The sequence below is a fragment of the Dyella terrae genome (genome assembly GCF_022394535.1).
GTDB lineage: Bacteria > Pseudomonadota > Gammaproteobacteria > Xanthomonadales > Rhodanobacteraceae > Dyella.
The window spans coordinates 1539273-1559844 of record NZ_CP089414.1; the positions used below are offsets into that span (position 1 = coordinate 1539273).

17 protein-coding genes are annotated in these 20572 nt (G+C 62.1%); 6 read left to right on the plus strand and 11 right to left on the minus strand.

Translation table 11 applies throughout. The features are described from left to right. The first annotated feature begins 77 nt into the window (after nt 1-77). Entirely contained in the window at nt 78-1271 is a 1194-nt protein-coding gene (gene kbl, locus DYST_RS06395; RefSeq protein ID WP_239950790.1) for a glycine C-acetyltransferase, read from the plus strand. A gap of 96 nt (nt 1272-1367) precedes the next feature. Here the strand turns inward: kbl and DYST_RS06400 are convergent, their stop codons facing one another. The 4 genes from DYST_RS06400 to DYST_RS06415 form a co-directional block, all read right to left on the minus strand. After that, nucleotides 1368-2132, minus strand: coding sequence for a pseudouridine synthase (locus DYST_RS06400; protein WP_239950792.1), 765 nt, complete (start codon nt 2130-2132; stop codon nt 1368-1370). Between the two features lie 120 nt (nt 2133-2252). After that, nucleotides 2253-3350, minus strand: a complete 1098-nt coding sequence (locus DYST_RS06405) for an OmpA family protein (protein WP_102305124.1) — start codon at nt 3348-3350, stop codon at nt 2253-2255. A 355-nt stretch (nt 3351-3705) separates the two neighbouring features. Further along, nucleotides 3706-4821, minus strand: coding sequence for an OmpA family protein (locus DYST_RS06410; RefSeq protein ID WP_102305125.1), 1116 nt, complete (start codon nt 4819-4821; stop codon nt 3706-3708). A 209-nt stretch (nt 4822-5030) separates the two neighbouring features. After that, nucleotides 5031-6482, minus strand: a complete 1452-nt coding sequence (locus DYST_RS06415; protein WP_239952080.1) for a bifunctional 2-methylcitrate dehydratase/aconitate hydratase — start codon at nt 6480-6482, stop codon at nt 5031-5033. 380 nt (nt 6483-6862) lie between these two features. Here DYST_RS06415 and acnD point away from each other — a divergent pair, with 380 nt between their 5' ends. The 4 genes from acnD (at nt 6863) to DYST_RS06435 (ending at nt 12294) form a co-directional block, all read left to right on the plus strand. Continuing rightward, entirely contained in the window at nt 6863-9472 is a 2610-nt protein-coding gene (acnD, locus tag DYST_RS06420; RefSeq protein ID WP_239950793.1) for a Fe/S-dependent 2-methylisocitrate dehydratase AcnD, read from the plus strand. A gap of 73 nt (nt 9473-9545) precedes the next feature. Then, nucleotides 9546-10730, plus strand: coding sequence for a 2-methylaconitate cis-trans isomerase PrpF (gene prpF / locus DYST_RS06425; protein WP_239950795.1), 1185 nt, complete (start codon nt 9546-9548; stop codon nt 10728-10730). A gap of 218 nt (nt 10731-10948) precedes the next feature. After that, nucleotides 10949-11629 carry a TerC family protein gene (locus tag DYST_RS06430; RefSeq protein ID WP_102305129.1) on the plus strand — a complete coding sequence of 227 codons (681 nt, stop codon included), beginning with the start codon at nt 10949-10951 and terminating at the stop codon, nt 11627-11629. A gap of 56 nt (nt 11630-11685) precedes the next feature. Then, a complete protein-coding gene (locus tag DYST_RS06435) occupies nt 11686-12294 on the plus strand; it encodes a glutathione S-transferase family protein (protein WP_239950796.1) in 609 nt (202 codons plus the stop codon). Nucleotides 12295-12345: 51 nt separating this feature from the next. On the opposite strand, the gene DYST_RS06440 is transcribed toward DYST_RS06435, so the two are convergent. The 7 genes from DYST_RS06440 to prpB all read right to left on the minus strand — a co-directional run bounded on the left by DYST_RS06440 (nt 12346) and on the right by prpB (nt 19215). After that, complete coding sequence (locus tag DYST_RS06440; protein ID WP_239950797.1) at nt 12346-13785, minus strand: acetate kinase; 1440 nt, start codon at nt 13783-13785, stop codon at nt 12346-12348. Nucleotides 13786-13920: 135 nt separating this feature from the next. Next, the gene (locus DYST_RS06445; RefSeq protein ID WP_102305146.1) at nt 13921-14469 is read right to left on the minus strand and encodes a hypothetical protein; all 549 of its coding nucleotides are present in this window, start codon (nt 14467-14469) and stop codon (nt 13921-13923) included. Nucleotides 14470-14479: 10 nt separating this feature from the next. Beyond that, on the minus strand, nt 14480-15160 hold the full coding sequence (locus tag DYST_RS06450; RefSeq protein WP_102305131.1) for a C39 family peptidase: 681 nt from the start codon (nt 15158-15160) through the stop codon (nt 14480-14482). Then, entirely contained in the window at nt 15157-15612 is a 456-nt protein-coding gene (locus DYST_RS06455) for a hypothetical protein (protein WP_239950798.1), read from the minus strand. The genes DYST_RS06450 and DYST_RS06455 overlap by 4 nt, the downstream gene beginning before the upstream one ends. Before the next feature lie 97 nt (nt 15613-15709). Beyond that, entirely contained in the window at nt 15710-16654 is a 945-nt protein-coding gene (locus DYST_RS23970; protein ID WP_275666936.1) for a hypothetical protein, read from the minus strand. 449 nt (nt 16655-17103) lie between these two features. Further along, nucleotides 17104-18249, minus strand: a complete 1146-nt coding sequence (prpC, locus tag DYST_RS06465) for a bifunctional 2-methylcitrate synthase/citrate synthase (protein ID WP_239950799.1) — start codon at nt 18247-18249, stop codon at nt 17104-17106. Nucleotides 18250-18324: 75 nt separating this feature from the next. Continuing rightward, nucleotides 18325-19215: a methylisocitrate lyase gene (gene prpB, locus DYST_RS06470; RefSeq protein WP_102303478.1), complete on the minus strand. Its 891-nt coding sequence runs from the start codon at nt 19213-19215 to the stop codon at nt 18325-18327. A 140-nt stretch (nt 19216-19355) separates the two neighbouring features. Here prpB and DYST_RS06475 point away from each other — a divergent pair, with 140 nt between their 5' ends. Beyond that, a complete protein-coding gene (locus DYST_RS06475; RefSeq protein ID WP_239950800.1) occupies nt 19356-20570 on the plus strand; it encodes a citrate synthase family protein in 1215 nt (404 codons plus the stop codon). Nucleotides 20571-20572 lie beyond the last annotated feature (2 nt).

Below are 20572 nucleotides of genomic sequence, written 5' to 3' on the forward strand. Positions count from 1 at the left end.
GACCAGCACACGGGCTTTCCTTCCCACTCAGCCCCTGAGGGGTCAAAATAGCCTTTTGACCCAGCTGGAATTCCCCCATGAGCTACCCCGGCCAGTCGCGCTTCGCCAGCGAACTCGAATCGATCCGTGAGCAGGGCCTGTTCAAGGCCGAGCGCATCATTACCTCACCGCAGTCGGCGAAGATCCGCCTCGACAGCGGTAAGGAAGTGCTCAACTTCTGCGCCAACAACTACCTCGGACTGGCCGATCACCCCGAAGTGATCCAGGCCGCGAAGGACGCGCTGGACACCCACGGCTTCGGCATGGCTTCGGTACGCTTCATCTGCGGCACGCAGGATTTGCACAAGGAGCTGGAGAAGAAGATCGCTGATTTCTTCGGCACCGAAGACACCATCCTTTACGCCGCCTGCTTCGACGCCAATGGCGGCCTGTTCGAGCCGCTGCTCGGCGAAGAAGATGCCGTCATTTCCGACGCGCTCAACCACGCGTCCATCATCGACGGCATCCGCCTGTGCAAAGCCAAGCGCTTCCGTTACGCCAACTGCGATATGGCCGACCTGGAGAAGCAGCTACAGGCTGCCGACGCCGCTGGCGCACGCACCAAGCTGATCACCACCGATGGCGCGTTCTCGATGGATGGCTTCATCGCACCGCTTGATCAGATCACCGCGCTAGCCGAGAAGTACAACGCGCTCGTACACATCGACGAATGCCATTGCACCGGTTTCCTCGGCGAGACCGGCCGCGGCTCCGCTGAAGTCAACGGCGTACTGAACAAGATCAACATCATCACCGGTACGCTGGGCAAGGCACTCGGTGGTGCGCTGGGCGGCTTCACCACCGGTCCTCGCGAAGTGATCGAAATGCTGCGCCAGCGTTCGCGCCCGTACCTGTTCTCCAACTCGCTGCCGCCGCACGTGGTCGCCGCCGGCATCAAGGTGTTCGACATGCTGTCCACCGCGGGCGACCTGCGCGATCAGGTCAAGGAGAACACGCGCTACTTCCGCGAGCAGATGACCAAGGCGGGCTTCGACATCAAGCCGGGCGTGCATCCCATCGTGCCGGTCATGATCTACGACGCCAAGAAGGCACAGGCCATGGCGACCGAATTGCTCGACGAAGGCATCTACGTCACCGGCTTCTTCTACCCTGTCGTGCCGCAGGGTCAGGCCCGTATTCGCACGCAGATGAGTGCAGCGCACACGCGCGAGCATCTCGACCAAGCCATTGCCGCCTTCACCAAGGTGGGCAAGAAGCTCGGCGTGATCTAAGGCTCAAGTTACATCGCCTTGCCCGATGGGCAAGGCGATGTGTCTTTTATATACAGGCACACACAAAAAGCCGGCTCCTACTGCCTGGAGTTCGCGTTAGAGCGCAGTGGCACCGAGCAAGCGAATTTCCTCTGCCGACAAATGCCGCCATTGCCCCTTGGGCAGCTCCCCCAACATCAACGGGCCGATCGCGACACGCACGAGGCGCAGCACGTCAATGCCGTGTGCGGCCAGCAGCCGCCGAATATGCCGGTTGCGCCCTTCGTCCAACACAATCTCCAACCACGCATTCTTTTCACCTTGGCGCAGCACTATCGCGCGCCGGGCGGCCAATCGCTCACCCTCTTCCACCACGCCTTCGATCAGGCGATCAAGCAGCGCTTGATCGGGGACAGCATTGACCTGCACGTGATACGTCTTGTCCACGTGATGCTTAGGCTCGGTGAGGCCTGCGGCCCACACACTGTCATTGCTCAACAGCAGCAAGCCCTCGCTGGCCTTGTCGAGCCGCCCCACCGGCCCTAGCCATGGCAAACCAGCGTCCTTCAACAGGTCGTAGACCGTGTCGCGCCCGCGCTCATCGGCAGCGCTCACCACGAGGCCGCGCGGCTTGTTTAGCGCGATATAGACACGCTTGCTCGCAGCCACCGGCTCGTCGTCGAGCAGGATTCGCTGCCGCTCCGGATCGGTGGGACGTTCGGGATCAAGCACCGGCTTGCCGTCCACCCGCACTCTTCCCTCGCGTATTGCCTTCTCCGCTTGACTACGCGAACACACACCCATCTTGCTGAGTACCCGTGCAAGACCGTGGCGCGGCACCGATGATGCTGAAGCTCGCGATGAGGATCGGGACGAACGCATGGGGAAACTCGGGCAACGGAGAACGACACCACGCATGGTAGGCGATCCCGCCCACGCATTCGCGCAAAAAGAAAAGCCCGGCTTGCGCCGGGCTTTTCAGTACTACTGGAACAGATCCGATTACTGCTGGACCTGGAGTTCCGTACGACGGTTCTGGGCGCGGCCAGCGTCCGTGTCGTTGGAGCCGATCGGGTCGTTCTTGCCGTGACCGATCGGACCAACCAGACGGTCAGCCGTGATGCCGTGCGCAGTCAGGTACTTGAAGACGATCGCAGCGCGACGCTCCGACAGATCCTGGTTGTAGACGTCCTTACCGACCGAGTCGGTGTAGCCGGCAACCGTGACCTTGACCTGCGGGTAACGCTGCAGGGTGTCGACAGCCTGGTCGAGGATGGCAACCGAGTCAGCGGTCGGCTCAGCCAGCGCCTTCTTGATGTCCGTCTCGCCCTTCTTCGGACGGTCGAACTTGAAGTTGACGCCGCGCAGGTCGATCACGACCTTCTGCGGGCAGCCGTCCGGACCGACGATCGTGCCTTCCGGCAGATCCGGGCACTTGTTGTCGCACAGGTTCACGCCGTTGCGGAACTGCTTGGAGCAGTCCGGAGCAACCGGAGCCACCGGAGCCGGGGCCGGAGCAGCAGCCGGCTCGCCGAAGCGGGACACGATGCTGAAGCCCAGGAACCAGTCGCCGTAGCCGTTCTTCGACGGCTGGCTCTTGTCGTCCCAGTCGTAACGGTAGCCACCTTCAACACGGAAATCGGTGCTGTCGGTGATGGTCTTGGAGATACCGCCGCCGAGTTCGGCAGCCGGCGCCCAACCCTTGTCACCCGGGTTCATGTGGTAGCTGCCCATCACGCCCACGAGAGCGTACGGACGCCATGCGTTCCAGTCGCCGTAGTAGAAGCGAGCGGCCACGCCGACGTTGTTGTTTGCCCAACGCTGGCTGTTGCCACCATCAACCGTACGCTTGGTGCGATCGAAGAACAGATCGAGCGAGGTGTACGAGTTAATGAAGCGACCAAAGCCCAGGCCGTAATAGACCTGACGGCTGTTGGTGTTGCGATCGGTGTCGTTGTAGTAACCGCCCACGGTCGGAGCGATGTACCAACGGTCATCATAGCTCGGCGTGGTAGCACCAGCGGTGCTGTCTTGCGCGTGTGCCGCACCCACGCCGCCCAGGGCCAGAGCGATCAGGAAATACAATCCCTTACGATTCATCAGGTGTCTCCTCGTTTTATTGGTATTTCGCGTCCGTTCCACCCCAGACGGAAAGCGCGTCAAAACTGACTTCTACTCCGGGACTTTTCCTATCCCGCGCTTTGCGTCCCGATCGAAGGAAGTGTCACAAGATCAAAGCGCCGCGGAGTGTAGCAAAACCGTTAAGAGCATCGCACGCGTAAATAGACGCACATGGTGAACCCCTGTTCAGGCAGCTATTGAAGGTGGCGCACAAAACCACTCAACTGCGACATTCTGTCACCACGAAACAACACCTTACTTCGCAAGGCATGCTTGTAAAAAAAGAAAAGCCCGGCTTTTGCCGGGCTTTTCTGACTTTCCGAGAATCGTCGGATTACTGCTGTACCTGCAACTCCGTACGACGATTGCGTGCGCGACCAGCATCCGTGTCGTTGGTATCGATCGGATCGTTCTTGCCGTGACCGATCGGACCTTCCAAGCGACTGGCGTCAATACCGTGCGTGGTCAGGTAGTCGTACACGATCTTCGCACGACGCTCCGACAGGCTCTGGTTGTACGCGTCCTTGCCGACCGAGTCGGTGTAGCCGGCAACGGTCACGTGCACGTTCGGATAACGCTGCAAGGTGTCGACCGCCTGGTCGAGCACGGCCAGCGAATCCTTGGTCGGTTCGGCCAACGACTTCGCGATGTCCTTCTCGCCCTTCTTCGGACGATCGAACTTGAAGTTGACGCCACGCAGATCGATCACGACCTTCTGCGGGCAGCCATCCGGACCAACGATCGTGCCTTCCGGCAGATCCGGGCACTTGTTGTCGCACAGGTTCACGCCGTTGCGGAACTGCTTGGAGCAGTCCGGAGCCGGCGGCGGCGGCGGCGGAGCCGGCGGTGCGGGCGGTGCACCGATGCGCGACACGATGCTGAAGCCCAAGAACCAGTCGCCGTAACCGTTCTTGTTCGGCTGGGTCTTGTCGTCCCAGTCGTAACGATAGCCGCCTTCCACGCGGAAGTCGGAACTGTCGGTGATGGTCTTGGACACACCCACGCCCACTTCCGCGGCCGGGTCGAAGCCGTGGTCGAAGTTGTTGATGTGCTGGCTGCCCATCACGCCACCCAACAGGTACGGGCGCCATGCCGTCCAGTCGAGGAAGTAATAGCGGGCGGCCACGCCGTAGGTGTTGTTCGCCCAACGACCACCGCCAGCAGATGCGTCAACGGTGCGCTTGGTGCGGTCACCGAAGAAATCCAGCGAGAAGTTGGGTGAGAAGAAGCGGCCGAAACCGATGCCGTAATAGAACTGACGGCTATTCGTGTTGCGATCGGTATCGTTGTAATACCCACCGACAGTCGGTGCGATGTACCAGCGATCGTCGTAGGTCGGCGTTGTGGTCGGAACGGTGCTGCTGCCAGCGGCAGTATTGTCCTGTGCGTGAACGGCGCCTGCGCCGCCCAGCGCTAGGGCAATCAGGATGTACAAGCCCTTACGTTTCATCAGGTGTCTCCTCGTTTATTGGTGTACGCGTCCGTTCACCCCAGACGGGAAAAGCATCAGGCCGAGGATTCCTAATCCCGGTGAACCGCGACCTGACTTTGAACCTAGTGGTGCTTGTTTTACCCGAAACGGGCGCGGAGTAGTTTAGCAAAAGTTAAACAATTGCAAATCGACCCCAAACGCCCGTTCATTTTCTGCTCACGCCGTCTTTACAGCGTGAAGAGACCAAGAAATACCTGAACGGGCATTGCGTCCAGTCTGACCGGGTCAGTCGTGGCCTTGAGGATGGCCTTGACCTGGTGGGCCGGCAAATGACCACGCATGGCTGCCTCGAACTTCCTGAGCAGGACGGGGATACCTTCGGCACGGCGCTTGCGGTGACCTATGGGGTAATCAACGGACACCTTATCTGTATGGGTGCCGTCCTTGAAGAACACCTGCACCGAGTTTCCGATATATCGTTTGCCCGGATCGAAATAGTCCTTGGTGAACTGCGGGTTCTCGCTGACCACGGTCTTGTCCCGCAAAGCGTCGATGCGCGGGTCAGCAGCCACATCGTCGTTGTAATCATCGGCGGTGAGACGGCCGAAGATCAGGGGCACGGCCACCATATATTGAATGCAGTGGTCCCGGTCGGCGTAGTTTGCCAGCGGGCCGGTCTTGTCGATGATGCGCATGCCCGCCTCCTGGGTCTCGATCACCACCTTTTCGACCTGATCGACCTTGCCGGCCACGGCACGGTGCAGCCTCATGGCGCATTCCACCGCCGTCTGAGCGTGGAATTCGGCCGGGAAGCTGATCTTGAACAGCACGTTTTCCATGACATAGCTGCCAAACGGGCGTTCGAATTGGAAAGCGTTGCCCTTGAAGGCCACGTCGTAATAGCCCCAGGTCTTGGCGCTCAACGCCGACGGATAGCCGACCACGCCGCGATACACCGCATTAATAGCGTGGGTGACGGCGCGGCGGCAGGCGTCACCGGCCGCCCAGCTCTTGCGCGGCCCGGTGTTCGGGGCGTGGCGGTAGGTACGCAGGGCTCCGTTATCGATCCAACTGTGCGACACGGCCGTGGTGATCTGCTCCCGGGTACCGCCCAACATGGCCGTGGTGACGGCCGTGGAGGCAAGGCGGACCAAAATCACGTGATCCTGACCGACACGGTTGAAGCTGTTCTTGAGGGCATAACAGCCCTGGATCTCATGGGCCTTGATGGCATAGGTCAAGACATCCCGTACCGTCAGCGACTGGCCGCCCTCGCGCTCGGCCTTGCGGCTGAGATAGTCAGCCACGGCGAGGATGGCGCCCAGGTTGTCTGACGGGTGCCCCCACTCGGCGGCCAGCCAGGTGTCGTTGAAGTCCAGCCAGCGGATCTGGGTTCCGATGGCGAAAGCGGCCTGTACGGGATCCAGCTCATGGCTGGTGCCTGGCACGCGGGCTCCACCGGGCAGATTTGCCCCCGGCACAACCGGGCCGAGGTGCTTGACGCATTCAGGAAACTTCATGGCCATCATCGCCGTGGCCAGCGAGTCCAGCAGCATGTATCGCGCCGTGTCATACGCCTCGGGGGAGTCGATCTCGTAGTCAACAACGTAGTTGGCGACGTCGACCATCGGCTGATCAGGATCAGGACGCTTGGCGGAACGGATGTCATGCGCACTCATGGAAGATCTCGCAGCAACACGGGATCCCAACATTAGCGCCGTCGCTGTCAACCGCGCGCCACACCGTTTTGCTGCTGCGCATCACGACCAATGGACCGGGCGGGAATGTCGTTTCCGGTTGGGTCGCATCAGGGAGGGCGTTACAATAAGCGGCTTGATAGTGCGATTTCTCGATCGTGCCTTTGCCACGGGTGACATGTTCGCCTTGGCCGTCGGCACACGGATTTCAACTGTTGGGACACGCGTGGGCCACATCCATCCGCCCGGATGTGCGCGGCCATAGTCCACGAGATTGTCTGCACGTGCCGATCGATCCACGGCGCATCGGCCTGAGGTCACTCGGGCGTTTATCCAGAGCATCCCTAGGGTTCTTGATACATATGAATACTGCCTACCGCCAATCCCTCCCAGGCACGTCGCTGGAATACTTCGATGCGCGTGCCGCCGTGGAGGCGATTCAGCCGGGCGCCTATGACGCACTGCCCTATACCTCGCGCGTGCTCGCCGAGAACCTGGTGCGCCGTTGCGACGACGCGATCCTCACCGAGTCGCTCAAGCAAATCATCGAGCGCAAGCGCGAGCGCGATTTCCCTTGGTTCCCGGCGCGCGTGGTGTGCCATGACATCCTCGGCCAGACAGCGCTGGTGGATCTGGCGGGCCTGCGCGATGCGATCGCCGAACGCGGTGGCGACCCGGCCAAGGTGAATCCGGTAGTGCCCGTGCAGTTGATCGTCGATCACTCGTTGGCAGTGGAGTGCGGTGGTTTCGATCCGAACGCGTTCACGAAGAACCGCGCCATCGAAGATCGCCGCAACGAAGACCGCTTCCATTTCATCAACTGGACCAAGAAGGCGTTCGAGAACGTCGACGTGATCCCGCCGGGCAACGGCATCATGCATCAGATCAACCTGGAGAAGATGTCGCCGGTGATCCAGGTGCAACACGATGATCAAGGCAGGGGCATTGCCTATCCGGATACCTGCGTGGGCACCGATAGCCACACGCCGCATGTGGATGCACTGGGCGTCATCGCCATCGGTGTCGGTGGTCTTGAGGCCGAGAACGTGATGCTCGGCCGCGCGTCGTGGATGCGCCTGCCCGACATCATTGGCGTCGAACTTACCGGCAAGCGTCAGCCGGGCATCACCGCCACGGACATCGTGCTCGCACTCACCGAATTCCTGCGCAAGGAGAAGGTGGTCGGCGCTTACCTGGAGTTCCGTGGCGAAGGTGCTTCCAGCCTGACGCTGGGCGACCGCGCGACCATCTCCAACATGGCGCCCGAATATGGCGCCACCGCGGCGATGTTCTTCATCGATAACCAGACCCTCGACTACCTGCGCCTCACCGGCCGCAGCGATGAACAGGTCAAGCTGGTCGAAACCTATGCCAAGGTCGCCGGCCTGTGGGCCGACACGCTGGCGCATGCGCAATACGAGCGCACGCTGACGTTCGACCTGTCGTCGGTGGTGCGCAACATGGCCGGCCCGTCCAATCCGCACAAGCGCCTGCCCACCGCCGACCTCGCCGCACGCGGCATTGCCGGCGAGTGGGAAGAAAAGCCGGGCCAGATGCCGGATGGCGCGGTGATCATCGCGGCCATCACCAGCTGCACCAACACCAGCAATCCACGCAACGTGATCGCAGCCGCGCTGCTTGCGCGCAATGCGAATGCACGCGGCCTTACGCGCAAGCCATGGGTGAAGAGCTCGCTCGCTCCCGGTTCCAAGGCCGTTGAGTTGTACCTGAAGGAAGCGAACCTGCTGCCGGATCTGGAGAAGCTCGGCTTCGGCATCGTCGCGTTCGCGTGCACCACGTGCAACGGCATGTCGGGTGCATTGGATCCGAAAATCCAGCAGGAAATCATTGATCGCGACTTGTACGCCACTGCCGTACTTTCGGGTAATCGCAACTTCGACGGCCGTATCCATCCCTATGCGAAACAGGCGTTCCTCGCCTCGCCGCCGTTGGTGGTGGCGTATGCCATCGCCGGTACCATCCGTTTCGATATCGAGAAGGACGTACTCGGCATCGATACCAACGGTCAGCCGGTAACGCTCAAGGACATCTGGCCGTCGGATGAAGAAATCGACGCCATCGTGGCGTCCAGCGTAAAGCCCGAGCAGTTCCGCAAGGTCTACGATCCGATGTTTGCACGCACAGGCCACACCGGCACCAGCGCTGCACCGCTGTACGACTGGCGCGCGCAGAGCACCTATATTCGCCGTCCGCCTTACTGGGAGGGCGCCCTCGCGGGCGAGCGCACGCTCAAGGGCATGCGTCCGCTGGCGGTGCTGGGCGACAACATCACGACCGACCATCTGTCGCCGTCGAACGCGATCATGCTCGACAGTGCGGCGGGCGAATACCTCGCCAAGATGGGCCTGCCGGAAGAGGACTTCAATTCGTACGCGACCCATCGCGGTGATCACCTCACCGCACAGCGCGCCACCTTCGCCAACCCCACCCTGCTCAACGAGATGGCGGTGGTCGATGGCGAAGTGAAGAAAGGCTCGCTCGCCCGCGTGGAACCGGAAGGCAACGTGATGCGCATGTGGGAAGCCATCGAAACCTATATGCACCGCAAGCAGCCGTTGATCATCATCGCCGGCGCGGACTACGGTCAGGGTTCCTCACGCGACTGGGCAGCGAAGGGTGTGCGCCTGGCCGGCGTGGAAGCGATCGCGGCCGAAGGCTTCGAACGCATCCATCGCACCAACCTGATCGGCATGGGTGTGTTGCCGCTGGAGTTCAAGCCCGACACGAACCGCAAAACACTCGGTATCGATGGCACTGAAACCTTCGACGTAGTTGGCAAGCGCACCCCGCGCGCGGACCTTACGCTGATCATCCATCGCAAGAACGGCGAGCGCGTCGAGGTACCGGTGACGTGTCGCCTGGACACCGCCGAGGAAGTGTCGATCTACGAAGCGGGTGGCGTGCTGCAACGCTTTGCACAGGACTTCCTCGAAGCTACGCAGGCGGCTTGAGCATCTGACTTCACGAGCCCCTCTCCCATGAGGGAGAGGGCTCGCGATTGAATTGCATCGACACAGGATTTCCATGAGCCACAAACCCCAGATCCGCATCTCCGCCACCTACCTGCGCGGCGGCACCAGCAAGGGCGTGTTCTTCCGCCTGCAGGATCTGCCCGAAGCGGCGCAGGTGCCCGGCGCCGTACGCGACGCACTATTGATGCGCGTGATCGGTAGTCCCGATCCCTACGGTAAGCAGATCGACGGCATGGGCGGCGCCACGTCCAGCACCAGCAAAACGGTGATCGTGTCCAAAAGCACACACCCCGACCACGACGTGGATTACCTGTTTGGCCAGGTCGCCATCGACAAGGCGTTCGTCGACTGGAGCGGTAACTGCGGCAACCTATCGGCAGCGGTTGGCCCATTCGCCATCACCGGTGGTCTGGTCGACCCCGCACGCGTGCCGCATAACGGCATCGCCACGGTACGCATCTGGCAAGCCAACATCGGCAAGACGATCATCGCGTACGTGCCGATGACCGACGGCGCGGTGCAGGAAACCGGTGATTTCGAGCTGGACGGCGTGACCTTCCCCGCCGCTGAAGTGCAATTGGAGTTCATGGACCCTGCTGCCGAGGAAGACGGTGCCGGCGGCGCTATGTTCCCTACCGGAAATCTGGTCGACGACCTGGACGTGCCGGGCGTTGGCACGCTCAAGGCAACCATGATCAACGCCGGCATTCCTACGATCTTCGTCGAGGCCTCCGCCATCGGCTACACCGGCACGGAGCTGCAGGATGCGATCAACAGCGATGCGAAGGCGTTGGCCATGTTCGAAACCATTCGCGCACACGGCGCGCTGCGCATGGGCCTGATCACATCGCTCGATGAGATCGCCACACGCCAACACACTCCCAAGGTGGCCTTCGTCGCCAAGCCGGCCGACTACGTCGCGTCCAGTGGCAAACCCGTGGCGGCAGGCGATATCGACCTACTCGTGCGCGCCATGTCCATGGGCAAGCTGCATCACGCCATGATGGGTACGGCGGCAGTGGCCATCGGCACGGCTGCGGCCATTCCGGGCACCCTGGTGAACCTTGCAGCCGGTGGCGGCGAACGCCAGGCGGTGCGCTTTGGCCACCCGTCGGGCACGCTGCGGGTGGGCGCCGAGGCGGCACGGGTCGACGGTACCTGGACGGTCACCAAGGCGATCATGAGCCGTAGCGCGCGCGTGCTGATGGAAGGCTGGGTGCGCGTACCTGCGGCTTGACGCAGGCGCACCACGACATCGACAATACGTAAATACTGATCCCAAAAGGGAGTAGTTCCGGGCATTGGCTTCATCGATGCTCTTGCAGTGGTCGTCATCACGAGCGGAAACCCGCTCCGGTCACTGTGGCGGTCCTGCCGCGAACGAGACTTTTGCAGTAATGACAGGCCGCGCGTGCCTGTCATTGCTGTATTTGTCTTACGCGCAGAGACTGACCCATGGAACTCACCGAATTTCTCTCCGGCCTGTTGGCCATCGTGCTGCTCGACCTGGTGCTCGCAGGCGACAACGCCATCGTGATCGCGCTGGCCGCACGCAACCTTCCCCGTCAGATCCAGAAGAAAGCCGTGCTGTGGGGCACCGTGGGTGCTGTCGCCGTGCGTCTGGTGCTCACCGGTGTGGTCGTCTATCTGCTGGAAGTGCCGGGCCTGATGTTGGTGGGCGGCCTACTGCTGCTGCCTATCGCGTGGAAGCTGTTGCAGCCCGAGGACAAACCCGCGCATGCGGTCGGCGCGGCCGGCAGCTTCTGGGTGGCCATGCGCACCATCATCGTCGCTGACGCGTTGATGGGTCTGGACAACGTGCTGGCCATCGCCGGCGCTGCGAAGGGTCATATGGTGCTGGTCATCATCGGCCTGGCGATCAGCGTGCCGTTGGTCGTGTGGGGTTCGTCGCTGATCCTGCGCCTGATCGAGCGCTTCCCGACGATCGTCTACATCGGTGCAGGCGCCATCGCGTGGACGGCGGCGCGCATGATCGCGCACGATCATTGGCTGTCGCCCTGGTTCGAGGCGAACGCATGGGCCAAGTACGTGCTTGATGCCGTGCTGGTCATCGGCGTGTGCCTTGGCGGGTGGCTGATGCAACGCCGTCGCCTGCGCGCACAAGCCACGGCTTGAGGGTAATGCGCCTGGCGGGCGACACTTCATGGATAAGACCTAACAAGGAAATCCGCATGAAGCTGTACTACCTGCCGGGCGCCTGCTCGCTCTCCGACCATATCGTCCTCGAATGGATCGGCCAGCCCTATGAAAGCCATCACGTCGCGCGTGAGGAACTGGGTTCGCCGGCGTACCTGCAGCTCAATCCGTCAGGCATGGTCCCTGCCCTGCAGGAACCGGACGGCTGGGTGCTGACGGAAAACGTTGCCATCCTCAACTACCTTGCTGACAAGTTCCCGCTCGCCGGACTTGGTGGCGAAGGCGCGCGTGGCCGTGCCGAAGTGAACCGCTGGCTCGCCTATCTCAACTCGGACCTCCATCCGCTATTCAAGCCGGTGTTCCGTCCGGAGCGCTTCATAGACGACACAGCTGCGCAGGACGCGCTGCGCGACAAGTCGATCCAGCGACTGCGCGCCTACTACGAGCGCATCGATACACAGTTGCACGGCCGCGACTGGCTGACCGGCACGCGCTCGTTCGCCGATCCGTACCTGTTCGTCGTACTGCGCTGGGCCATGGGCAAGGGCGTGGATCTGTCCGGCCTCGACAACCTCGCCCGCTTCCACCGCCGCATGATGGAAGACGCTGGCGTGAAAGCGGCCATGGAGCAAGAGGGGCTCTGACCCTCATGCCAGGCACGCCAACGCCATCGTTGGCGTGCAGGTTTCCATGCTTCAGAACATCATTGGCATGCGCACGGTCACCGTCAGGTCGGGCGTGTCGCGCGTCACGCCCACACCCAGCGTGAAGTTGAGCGTGCGCTTGTCGCTGAAGCGCCATGAGCCGCCGATCAAGAGCGTGCCGAGCACCGTTTTCACCGACCCCGGCACGGTCTGGTTGTTCTGCTTTGTGATGCCGACAAAGCTCTGGTCGTAACCGATACTCATGGACGCCTTCTCGTTGAGTGACAGGCCCATGCCAATGCTGATGTCGGCCACGTCCCCCTCCTTCACCCTGCCCAGCTGTTCCGTGCCGCCCAGCAGTATCTTGCGGGACAAGTTATCGCGCGCAACGTTGTAGATGTAGCTCACGTTGCCGAAGAAGACCACCGGATCGGTCGGGTACAGCCAAGTCACGCCAGGTTGGATGGCCCAGAAACCCGATCCCGTCGGTTCCTGCAACGGCAGGCCTGTACCGGTGGCGGAAAGATCCACTTCGTTGATCACGTTCTCCACGCAACGCTGGATGCAGTCGGTAGTTACCTGGAACGGATCAGTGCCCGTGCGCGACTTCACTCGCAACCAGCCGACGTAGAACGCTTTGTCCGGACCACCCACGTTGAGCTGGTAACGCAATGTCGCCTCGATGTCGCCCAGGCCGTGACCGCTGGCACCGAAGGCATTGTCGGTCGCCGAGCCGGTAAATATTTCACGGCTTATGGTGTCCTGGTGCGCGTAGACGTAGGGAACACGCACTTCGACTTCCATGCGATTGGTAATGCCATAGCGTGTGGTCAACCAGCCGGTCTGGGTCGTGTCTTTCACCTGGCGCGCATCGATCAAGCCGATCAGGATCGCTGGAATCACCGTGTAGCCGACCAGTGCGACACGATCGACCGAGGAATAGCCGAACTGATAAGCCGGCTCGATGATCAGCTTGCCCTTCGGCGTCAGCACACCGGGCTGCTGGAAAATCTGCGCGACTTCGGGGGGCCGCGTGTCCGGCTTGGGCGCCTGTCCCACAGGCTGCTGGCCTTGCGTCTGGTCGTCTGTCGATGGTGCGTTGGCGGCTACCGCATCCCCTGCCGGCATCGGCAAGGCCGATGCACCGGGACCACCGGCCGCAATGCTGCCAGCGCGTTGCTTGTCGAGTACATCCATGCCTACCGCATGACGTAACGCCTGATAGTCGGCCTCCTGCTGCGCGAGCGCGCGCTTCATGGAGTCGAGTTGCTCGATCTGGGCGCTGATCTGGCTGCGCATCGCGTCGATGCGCTGTCCCTGCTCCGACACTGTCTTGCGCAAATCGTCAGATGAACTAGAGGGCGCCTGCGCATCCGGGGTTGCCGTTGAGGCCTGCGGCTGCGCCGCTGGTGTCGGCGGAGATGACGACGCATTCTGTTGCGCCGCTACGGGTGCACCAAGCAACACCAGCCCGGCGCATCCCGACGACAAGAAGTACCGCCACGTTGTATGTCCCATCATCCTTCCCCTTGGCTTCCGACTTGGTGTCACGCAGACGAACGCGCCGCGGAACCACCCGCGGCGCCGTCGCGACCCGGAACGAAACGTGGCGGCGCTCTGCTCATCTCAGTGCACCAAAGACTGAAGCTGGGACTGCTGCAGCGCCTGCTGGAAACTGGCTTCGCGGAACGCGTTGAGCGAGTTCACCGAGGTGTTGAGCGTGGTGATGGCTTGGATATTCTGGTTGTTCAGCGTGTTCTGGATCACCGTACCGCCACTGGTCGAGCCCAGCGACGAGGGATCGAACGAATTGTTGGGGCCGATCTGCGTGATCGACATGGCGTTGAGCGCGGTCGCCATCGCGCCCGCCTGCATTGCGGTTATATGTGCGATGTCGGGCACGTTGAAACTGGTCTGGGTGACGAGATTGCCGTTGACGTAAACGGCGCGATCAATGCCGAACGAGGCCGTCAAACCATTGCCCATGTCGTAACCGCCGCGCATGCTTTCAAGCACGTCCTGATCGACGGGAACCCAGGCGGAAAGCCCTACCGGCGCAGCGCCGCTTACGTCGCCAGCCGTCGGTGTCCCGTCCTGCGCCCTTGCGCTCATCCCATACGCTGCGCCAACGCAAAAGAGCGAACTCAGGCAGATGACGCGGATAGCGGATCTCATCACCATACCCTCAAAGATCGTCCGGCCCTTTCTTGGGCATCACTGTGTAGAAGAGACTGTTGCGGTCGATGGCTGTATCGAGCGGCGACGGCGGCGCCACTTTCCAGTCGCTAACGCTGTTGAACACAGCCTGGTTGCGGCGATTGTGGATAACGAACACTAGTCCGCTCGTCCACATTGTCATGAAACGACTCTGCGCGATCACACGAGTGCCGCGTGCCGGATCGCCAACGAGCACCCGGTCATTGCGAACCCCCTTGATCACTACGAAGTGGTGATAGCCCCTCTCATCGATCAAGACGATCGCTGGAAGTTTCTCCTCCACCAGCTTGTCGAGCGGCACGCGGAAACCATCGGCATCAAAGCCGTTGGCCCCCAGGAAACGCTTGATGTCGAGCAGGGAAAACCCTTCTTTATTTATTTTCTCGCGATCACCGTGTGAGTACATTTGCTCAAAGGCCACCTGTTCATTCATCGGGTAGCCGTACTGGTACGTGAGCAATGTCGCCACGGCCGCGGAGCCGCAACTGAAATCGTACTTCTGGTGAAGTGTGGTCTTGTAGCGAGCCTCCTTGAGGCTCGTCAGGTGAATAACGTAGTTGCCATCACCGCTGACGACACCGACGGTTGCAGCATGGCTCCCCAGTGGCAGCGCCACCGAGATAACCAGTAGCGCTGCGAGCTTTTTCACGGTTTGAACTCTACGCTGATAACGGTAGCGTTCTGGATGAGCACATTGCTTCCCGAATTCTGTATCACCGTTGGGATGCCGACCTCACCGCTGAAAGAACCACCGGTAATGACATTGGCTCCGGAAATGACATGGTCAGCGCTGTCATTGGTCACCGTGCCATTGAGGTTGGTGTTCTGCGTGACCAGCGTGCCCCCGCTCATACCGGCTAATGTCGAATTGTCGACGCCCGATCCCAGTCCCGTCGCACTGCCCGCTTCACCCTCGCCTTCCACGGCCGCAACATAAACCGCGATGGGCGATGGCGCTCCATCGAGCAAATAGGCAGCGGGTATCTGCGCATCCTCCGCGCAGAGCATCGTGGGTGCGGCCATCAGACATAGCGCGATTGCGCCGGGTATCGCATTGAAAATCCGCACGGCACTATCTCCCAAGGCCTGCGTGTGGGACATCGACGCACGCATTGCGCGCCGTGCCACCCGGGCCTTTGCAGGTGCACCCGTGCATGGCAGAGCCGAAAGGGCTCCACCATGCCGGATGCGATCTCACTCAATGCGCGAAGTTCAGGTTGGCCTGGACGTTGACGCTCTGCTGGATCAACGATGCCGCGCCGCTGTTCTGCGCAAGGATCGAAACACCAGCCGCCGCCGCTGCCGAGCCGTTCATCTGGTTCGACATATCGAAGGAGCCCGTGGTGGCATATGCCGTGCCGCCTGCACCACCCGCGCCGCCTGCGCCGCCCGAACCCGCACCACCAGTTCCGCTGGCGCCTGAACCGGCTGCACCACCGGCACCTGCCGTAGCGTCGGCTGCACCACTGGTGCCGCCCGTCGCACTTGCCGAACCGCTGTAGCTGGTCGGCGAGGATGCGCCCGAACTACCCGCGCCACCGGCGCCACCCGCACCACCTGCACCTCCTGCGCCACCGGCCCCGGCTGTCGCCGTACCGCCGCCCGCGGCACCACCGCCGCCACTGGTATGCGAATGACTGTGGCTGGTCGCATTGGAGTTACCGCCGTCGTTGCCGCCGCCGCCATCGCCACCGCTGCCGCCACCGGCCAGCGATGCGCCAAAGGCGCCGGAGTCACCCGACGAGCTGCCCGAACCACCCGCATGACCGCTGCGTGCATGAGCGTCGCCGCCGGAGCCACCGTCACCGCCGTCGCCACCATTGCCCTTGCCGCCATTGCCGTTGCCGCCGCTACCGCCACGACCGCCACCGGCGTTGCCGTTGTTCTGACCCCAGTTGCCGATGCCCGACACGCTCAGATTCGATACCGTGCCGTTGAGCGTACTGTTGGCAACCGCTTCACTTGTGTTGAAGGAATCAGCATAGCCACCGGAGCTCGCGGCGGAGCCGTCTTGGCCCGTGGCATAGGTGCTGTAGTTGTTGTTCTGATCACTGCTACCACTGTTGTGGTCGTTATCCGCGAAAGCAGGAAGCGCCAATCCCATTCCCAACACGATCGCGGTAGCCAATAGAGTCTTACGCATAGTCATTACTCCTGGAACGATGCGGTGTGACCCCCTGTGTAGCTGGTGTTACGAGTCCAGCAACGCTACGTCGCAACTTGCATGCCATCCGGCACGATTCCACGTTCAGGCACGCGAATGCCACGAAATCAGCGACTTGAACGGGATCATGATCAATGAGTCTGGCCTTGCTCAGGCACTTGGATATTCGGAGTGGCACACCGCTGTTACACCGCCCGTCGGCGCGCACATCCACCGCAGACTGCACGCGGTTAAACAACGGCAGGTGTTTCAATGCATTGGCGCACGTTGCATGGCCGCTGCATGGGCTATTGAACGGGTGTATCAGGCACGTTACACACCAGCACACGAAACGATAGCAATGTCGTACAGGGTCCTGAACCACAACGAAACTTACAAAAAAAGAGGGAGCCTTTCGGCTCCCTCTTCTGTAACACCTTGCCGACCGATCAGCGCTTTTCGATCGGTACGTAGGCCTGATCTTCCGGGCCGGTGTAGTTGGCGCTGGGACGGATGATCTTGCCGTCCTCGCGCTGCTCGATCACGTGCGCGCTCCAACCGGAGGTGCGGGCGATCACAAACAGCGGGGTAAACATGGCCGTCGGCACGCCCATCATGTGATACGCGCTGGCCGAGAACCAATCAAGGTTGGGGAACATCTTCTTCTGTTCCCACATTAGCTTTTCGATCTTCTCCGACACGTCGAACAGCGTCGGATTGCCACCCTCGGCGCAGAGCTTGCGCGAGATCTCTTTGATGATCTCGTTGCGCGGATCGGACACGGTGTATACCGGGTGACCGAAGCCAATGATGATTTCCTTGCGCTCGACGCGGGCGCGGATGTCCGCCTCCGCTTCGGCGGCATTGCGGTAGCGCGCGATGATTTCCATCGCCACTTCGTTCGCGCCGCCGTGCTTGGGACCACGCAGCGCACCGATGGCGCCCGTGATGGCCGAGTACATGTCCGAACCGGTGCCTGCGATGACGCGCGCGGTAAAGGTGGACGCGTTGAACTCATGCTCGGCGTACAGGATCAGCGACTTGTCGAGCGAATGCGCGTGCAGCTCGCTCGGCTTCTTGCCATGTAGCAGATGCAGGAAATGACCGGCGATGGACTCATCGTCCGTCTCCGTCTCAATGCGCTTGCCGTTATGGCTGAAATGGAACCAGTACAGCAGGATCGAACCGAAACTGGCCATCAGGCGATCGGCGATATCGCGCGCGCCGGTGACGTTGTGATCGTCCTTCTCCGGCAGCACGGTGCCCAGCACCGAGCAACCGGTGCGCATCACATCCATCGGATGCGTGGCGGCCGGCAACAGTTCCAGTGCGCTCTTGACCGGCGCCGGCAGGCCGCGCAGGCGCTTGAGCTTGGCGCGGTAGGCGTTCAGTTCCGCCCAGTTCGGCAGCACACCATGCACCAACAGGTAGGCCACTTCCTCGAAGCAGCCCTTGGCCGCCAGGTCGTGGATGTCGTAGCCACGGTAATGCAGGTCGTTGCCGCTACGGCCCACCGTGCACAGCGCGGTGTTGCCAGCGGCCACGCCCGAAAGCGCGACGGATTTCTTGGGCTTGGGAAGGGTTTGCTCGCTCATCGGATACGTCTCCTCAATGCATGCGACTCTGCTGGCCACGACAGGAATACCGTGGCCGGCGAATGGGGTGGCTGGTCAGACCGGTTTCTGGCTGGCGAACAGCGCGTCGAGCTTGTCCTCGTAGGCGTTGTAGCCGAGGAAGTCGTACAGATCCGCGCGGGTCTGCAGCGTGTCGATGATGTTCTTCTGCGTGCCTTCGCGGCGCACCGTCTCGTAAAAATTGAGCGCGGCCTTGTTCATAGCACGGTACGCACCGCAGCAGTACAGCGCGATGTCCACGTTGGCGGTGCGCAGTTCGTCGGTGGTGAAGAACGGGGTGGAGCCAAACTCGGTGAGGTTAGCCAGGATCGGCACCTTCACCGCGGCCTTGAAACGACGATAGTCCTCGAGCGTCGTCATCGCTTCGGGGAAGATCATGTCCGCACCGGCTTCCACGTAAGCACACGCGCGATCGATGGCAGCATCAATGCCTTCCGCAGCGGCGGCATCGGTGCGCGCCATGATCACGAAGCCTGCATCGGTGCGGGCGTCCACGGCCGCCTTCACGCGGTCGACCATTTCTTCCTTGGGCACGACTTCCTTGCCAGGACGATGGCCGCAACGCTTCTGACCGACCTGGTCCTCGATGTGCACGGCGGCCACGCCGACGTTGATGAACGAGCGGATCGTGCGCGCGATGTTGAATGCGCCACCCCAACCCGTATCGATATCCACCAGCAACGGCATCTGCGTCGCGTCGACGATGCGGCGTGCGTCGGTGAGCACGTCTTCCATGGTCGAAATGCCCAGATCGGGAATACCCAACGAGTTGGCAGCGACACCGCCGCCGGACAGGTAAAGCGCCTTGTAACCCACGCGCTTGGCCATCAGGCCGGCGTAGGCAGTAATGGCGCCCATCACCTGTAGGGGACTTTCGGCGGCGACGGCAGCGCGGAAGCGGCTACCGGCGGATTCGGGGAGGGGCATGCTGATTCTCCTAAACCTCATATTGTAGGCGATGCGTTGGCAAGGCCATGTCGCGGCGCAGTACACGCCGTGGCACAGACAACACTCTGTCACTGCACGATGTATTGATCAATCTTGATCGATAGGATCAATATGTCCACATGCGCGCCGACTACCTTTCTGCCCAGGAAGCCTCCAAGCGGCTGGGCGTCAGCTCGGCCACGCTGTACGCCTATGTCAGCCGCGGCAAGATCGACTCACGCCCCGGCCCCGACGGACGCAACCGTGAGTATCGCGCCGACGATATCGAGCGACTGATCGAACGCAGACAGGCCGGACGGGGCGCCGCCAAAGGCGCAGCGCACAGCCTGACCTGGGGCTTGCCGGTGCTGGAAACGCGGATTTCGCTGATCCGTCCGCACGGACACTATTATCGTGGCGAATCGGCAATCGCGCTGGCCCGCGACGGTGCCAGCCTGGAAGACGTGGCGCGGCTACTTTGGGGCGGTGATAGCGATCCGTTCAACGCCACGCCCACGCGCGCCTGGCCCGCCGTCGTGGCGATGTTGTGCCGCCGGGAGGAAGTACCGCCGATGGAACGCACGGCATCGGCACTGCCCCTTCTCGCACTCTCGTCACCCTACACACTCAGTACCGATCCATTGCAGCGGCGCGAGTGCGCCGCGCGCCTGCTGCGTGAAACCGCTGCGCTGTTGTGCGGCACGCGCCCAGACCGGCGTCCCATCCATCACCTGATGGCGCAGACGTGGAAGCCCGGCGACGAGCCGCTGGCGGAACTCGTGCGCAGCGCACTGGTGTTGTGCGCGGACCACGAACTCAACGCATCGGCGTTTGCCACGCGCGTTGCCGCATCCACCGGTGCGAGCTTGCACGCATCGGTCAGTGCCGGCTTGGCCGCGCTTTCCGGGCCGCAGCATGGCGGTGCAGCGGCACGCGCGCACGCCTTTATCCAGCAGGCATTGCGAGAGCGTCGCCCGGGGGATCATGTGCGTGAGCGCCTGCGTCGCGGGGACGAGTTGCCTGCCTTCGGGCACCCGCTCTATCCGGAGGGGGATCCACGCGCAGCGCTGTTGCTCAAGATGCTCAGCGACGTGCATCCGCGCCTCAGCGGCATAGCGCGCATCCGCCAGCTCGCCGATGCAGTGCACGACAGCGTGGGCCGTCAGCCAGCGCTGGACTTTGCCCTGGCCGCCATCGCGACGCTGCACGGTCTCGGCGCCGACGTGGCGATCTCGCTGTTCGCAGCAGGACGCATGGCCGGTTGGTTGGCGCATGCGCTGGAGCAACAGGACTACGGCGGCCTGATCCGGCCCCGCGCCAACTACGCCGGCCAACCGCCCGTACGGCGCGACTGAAT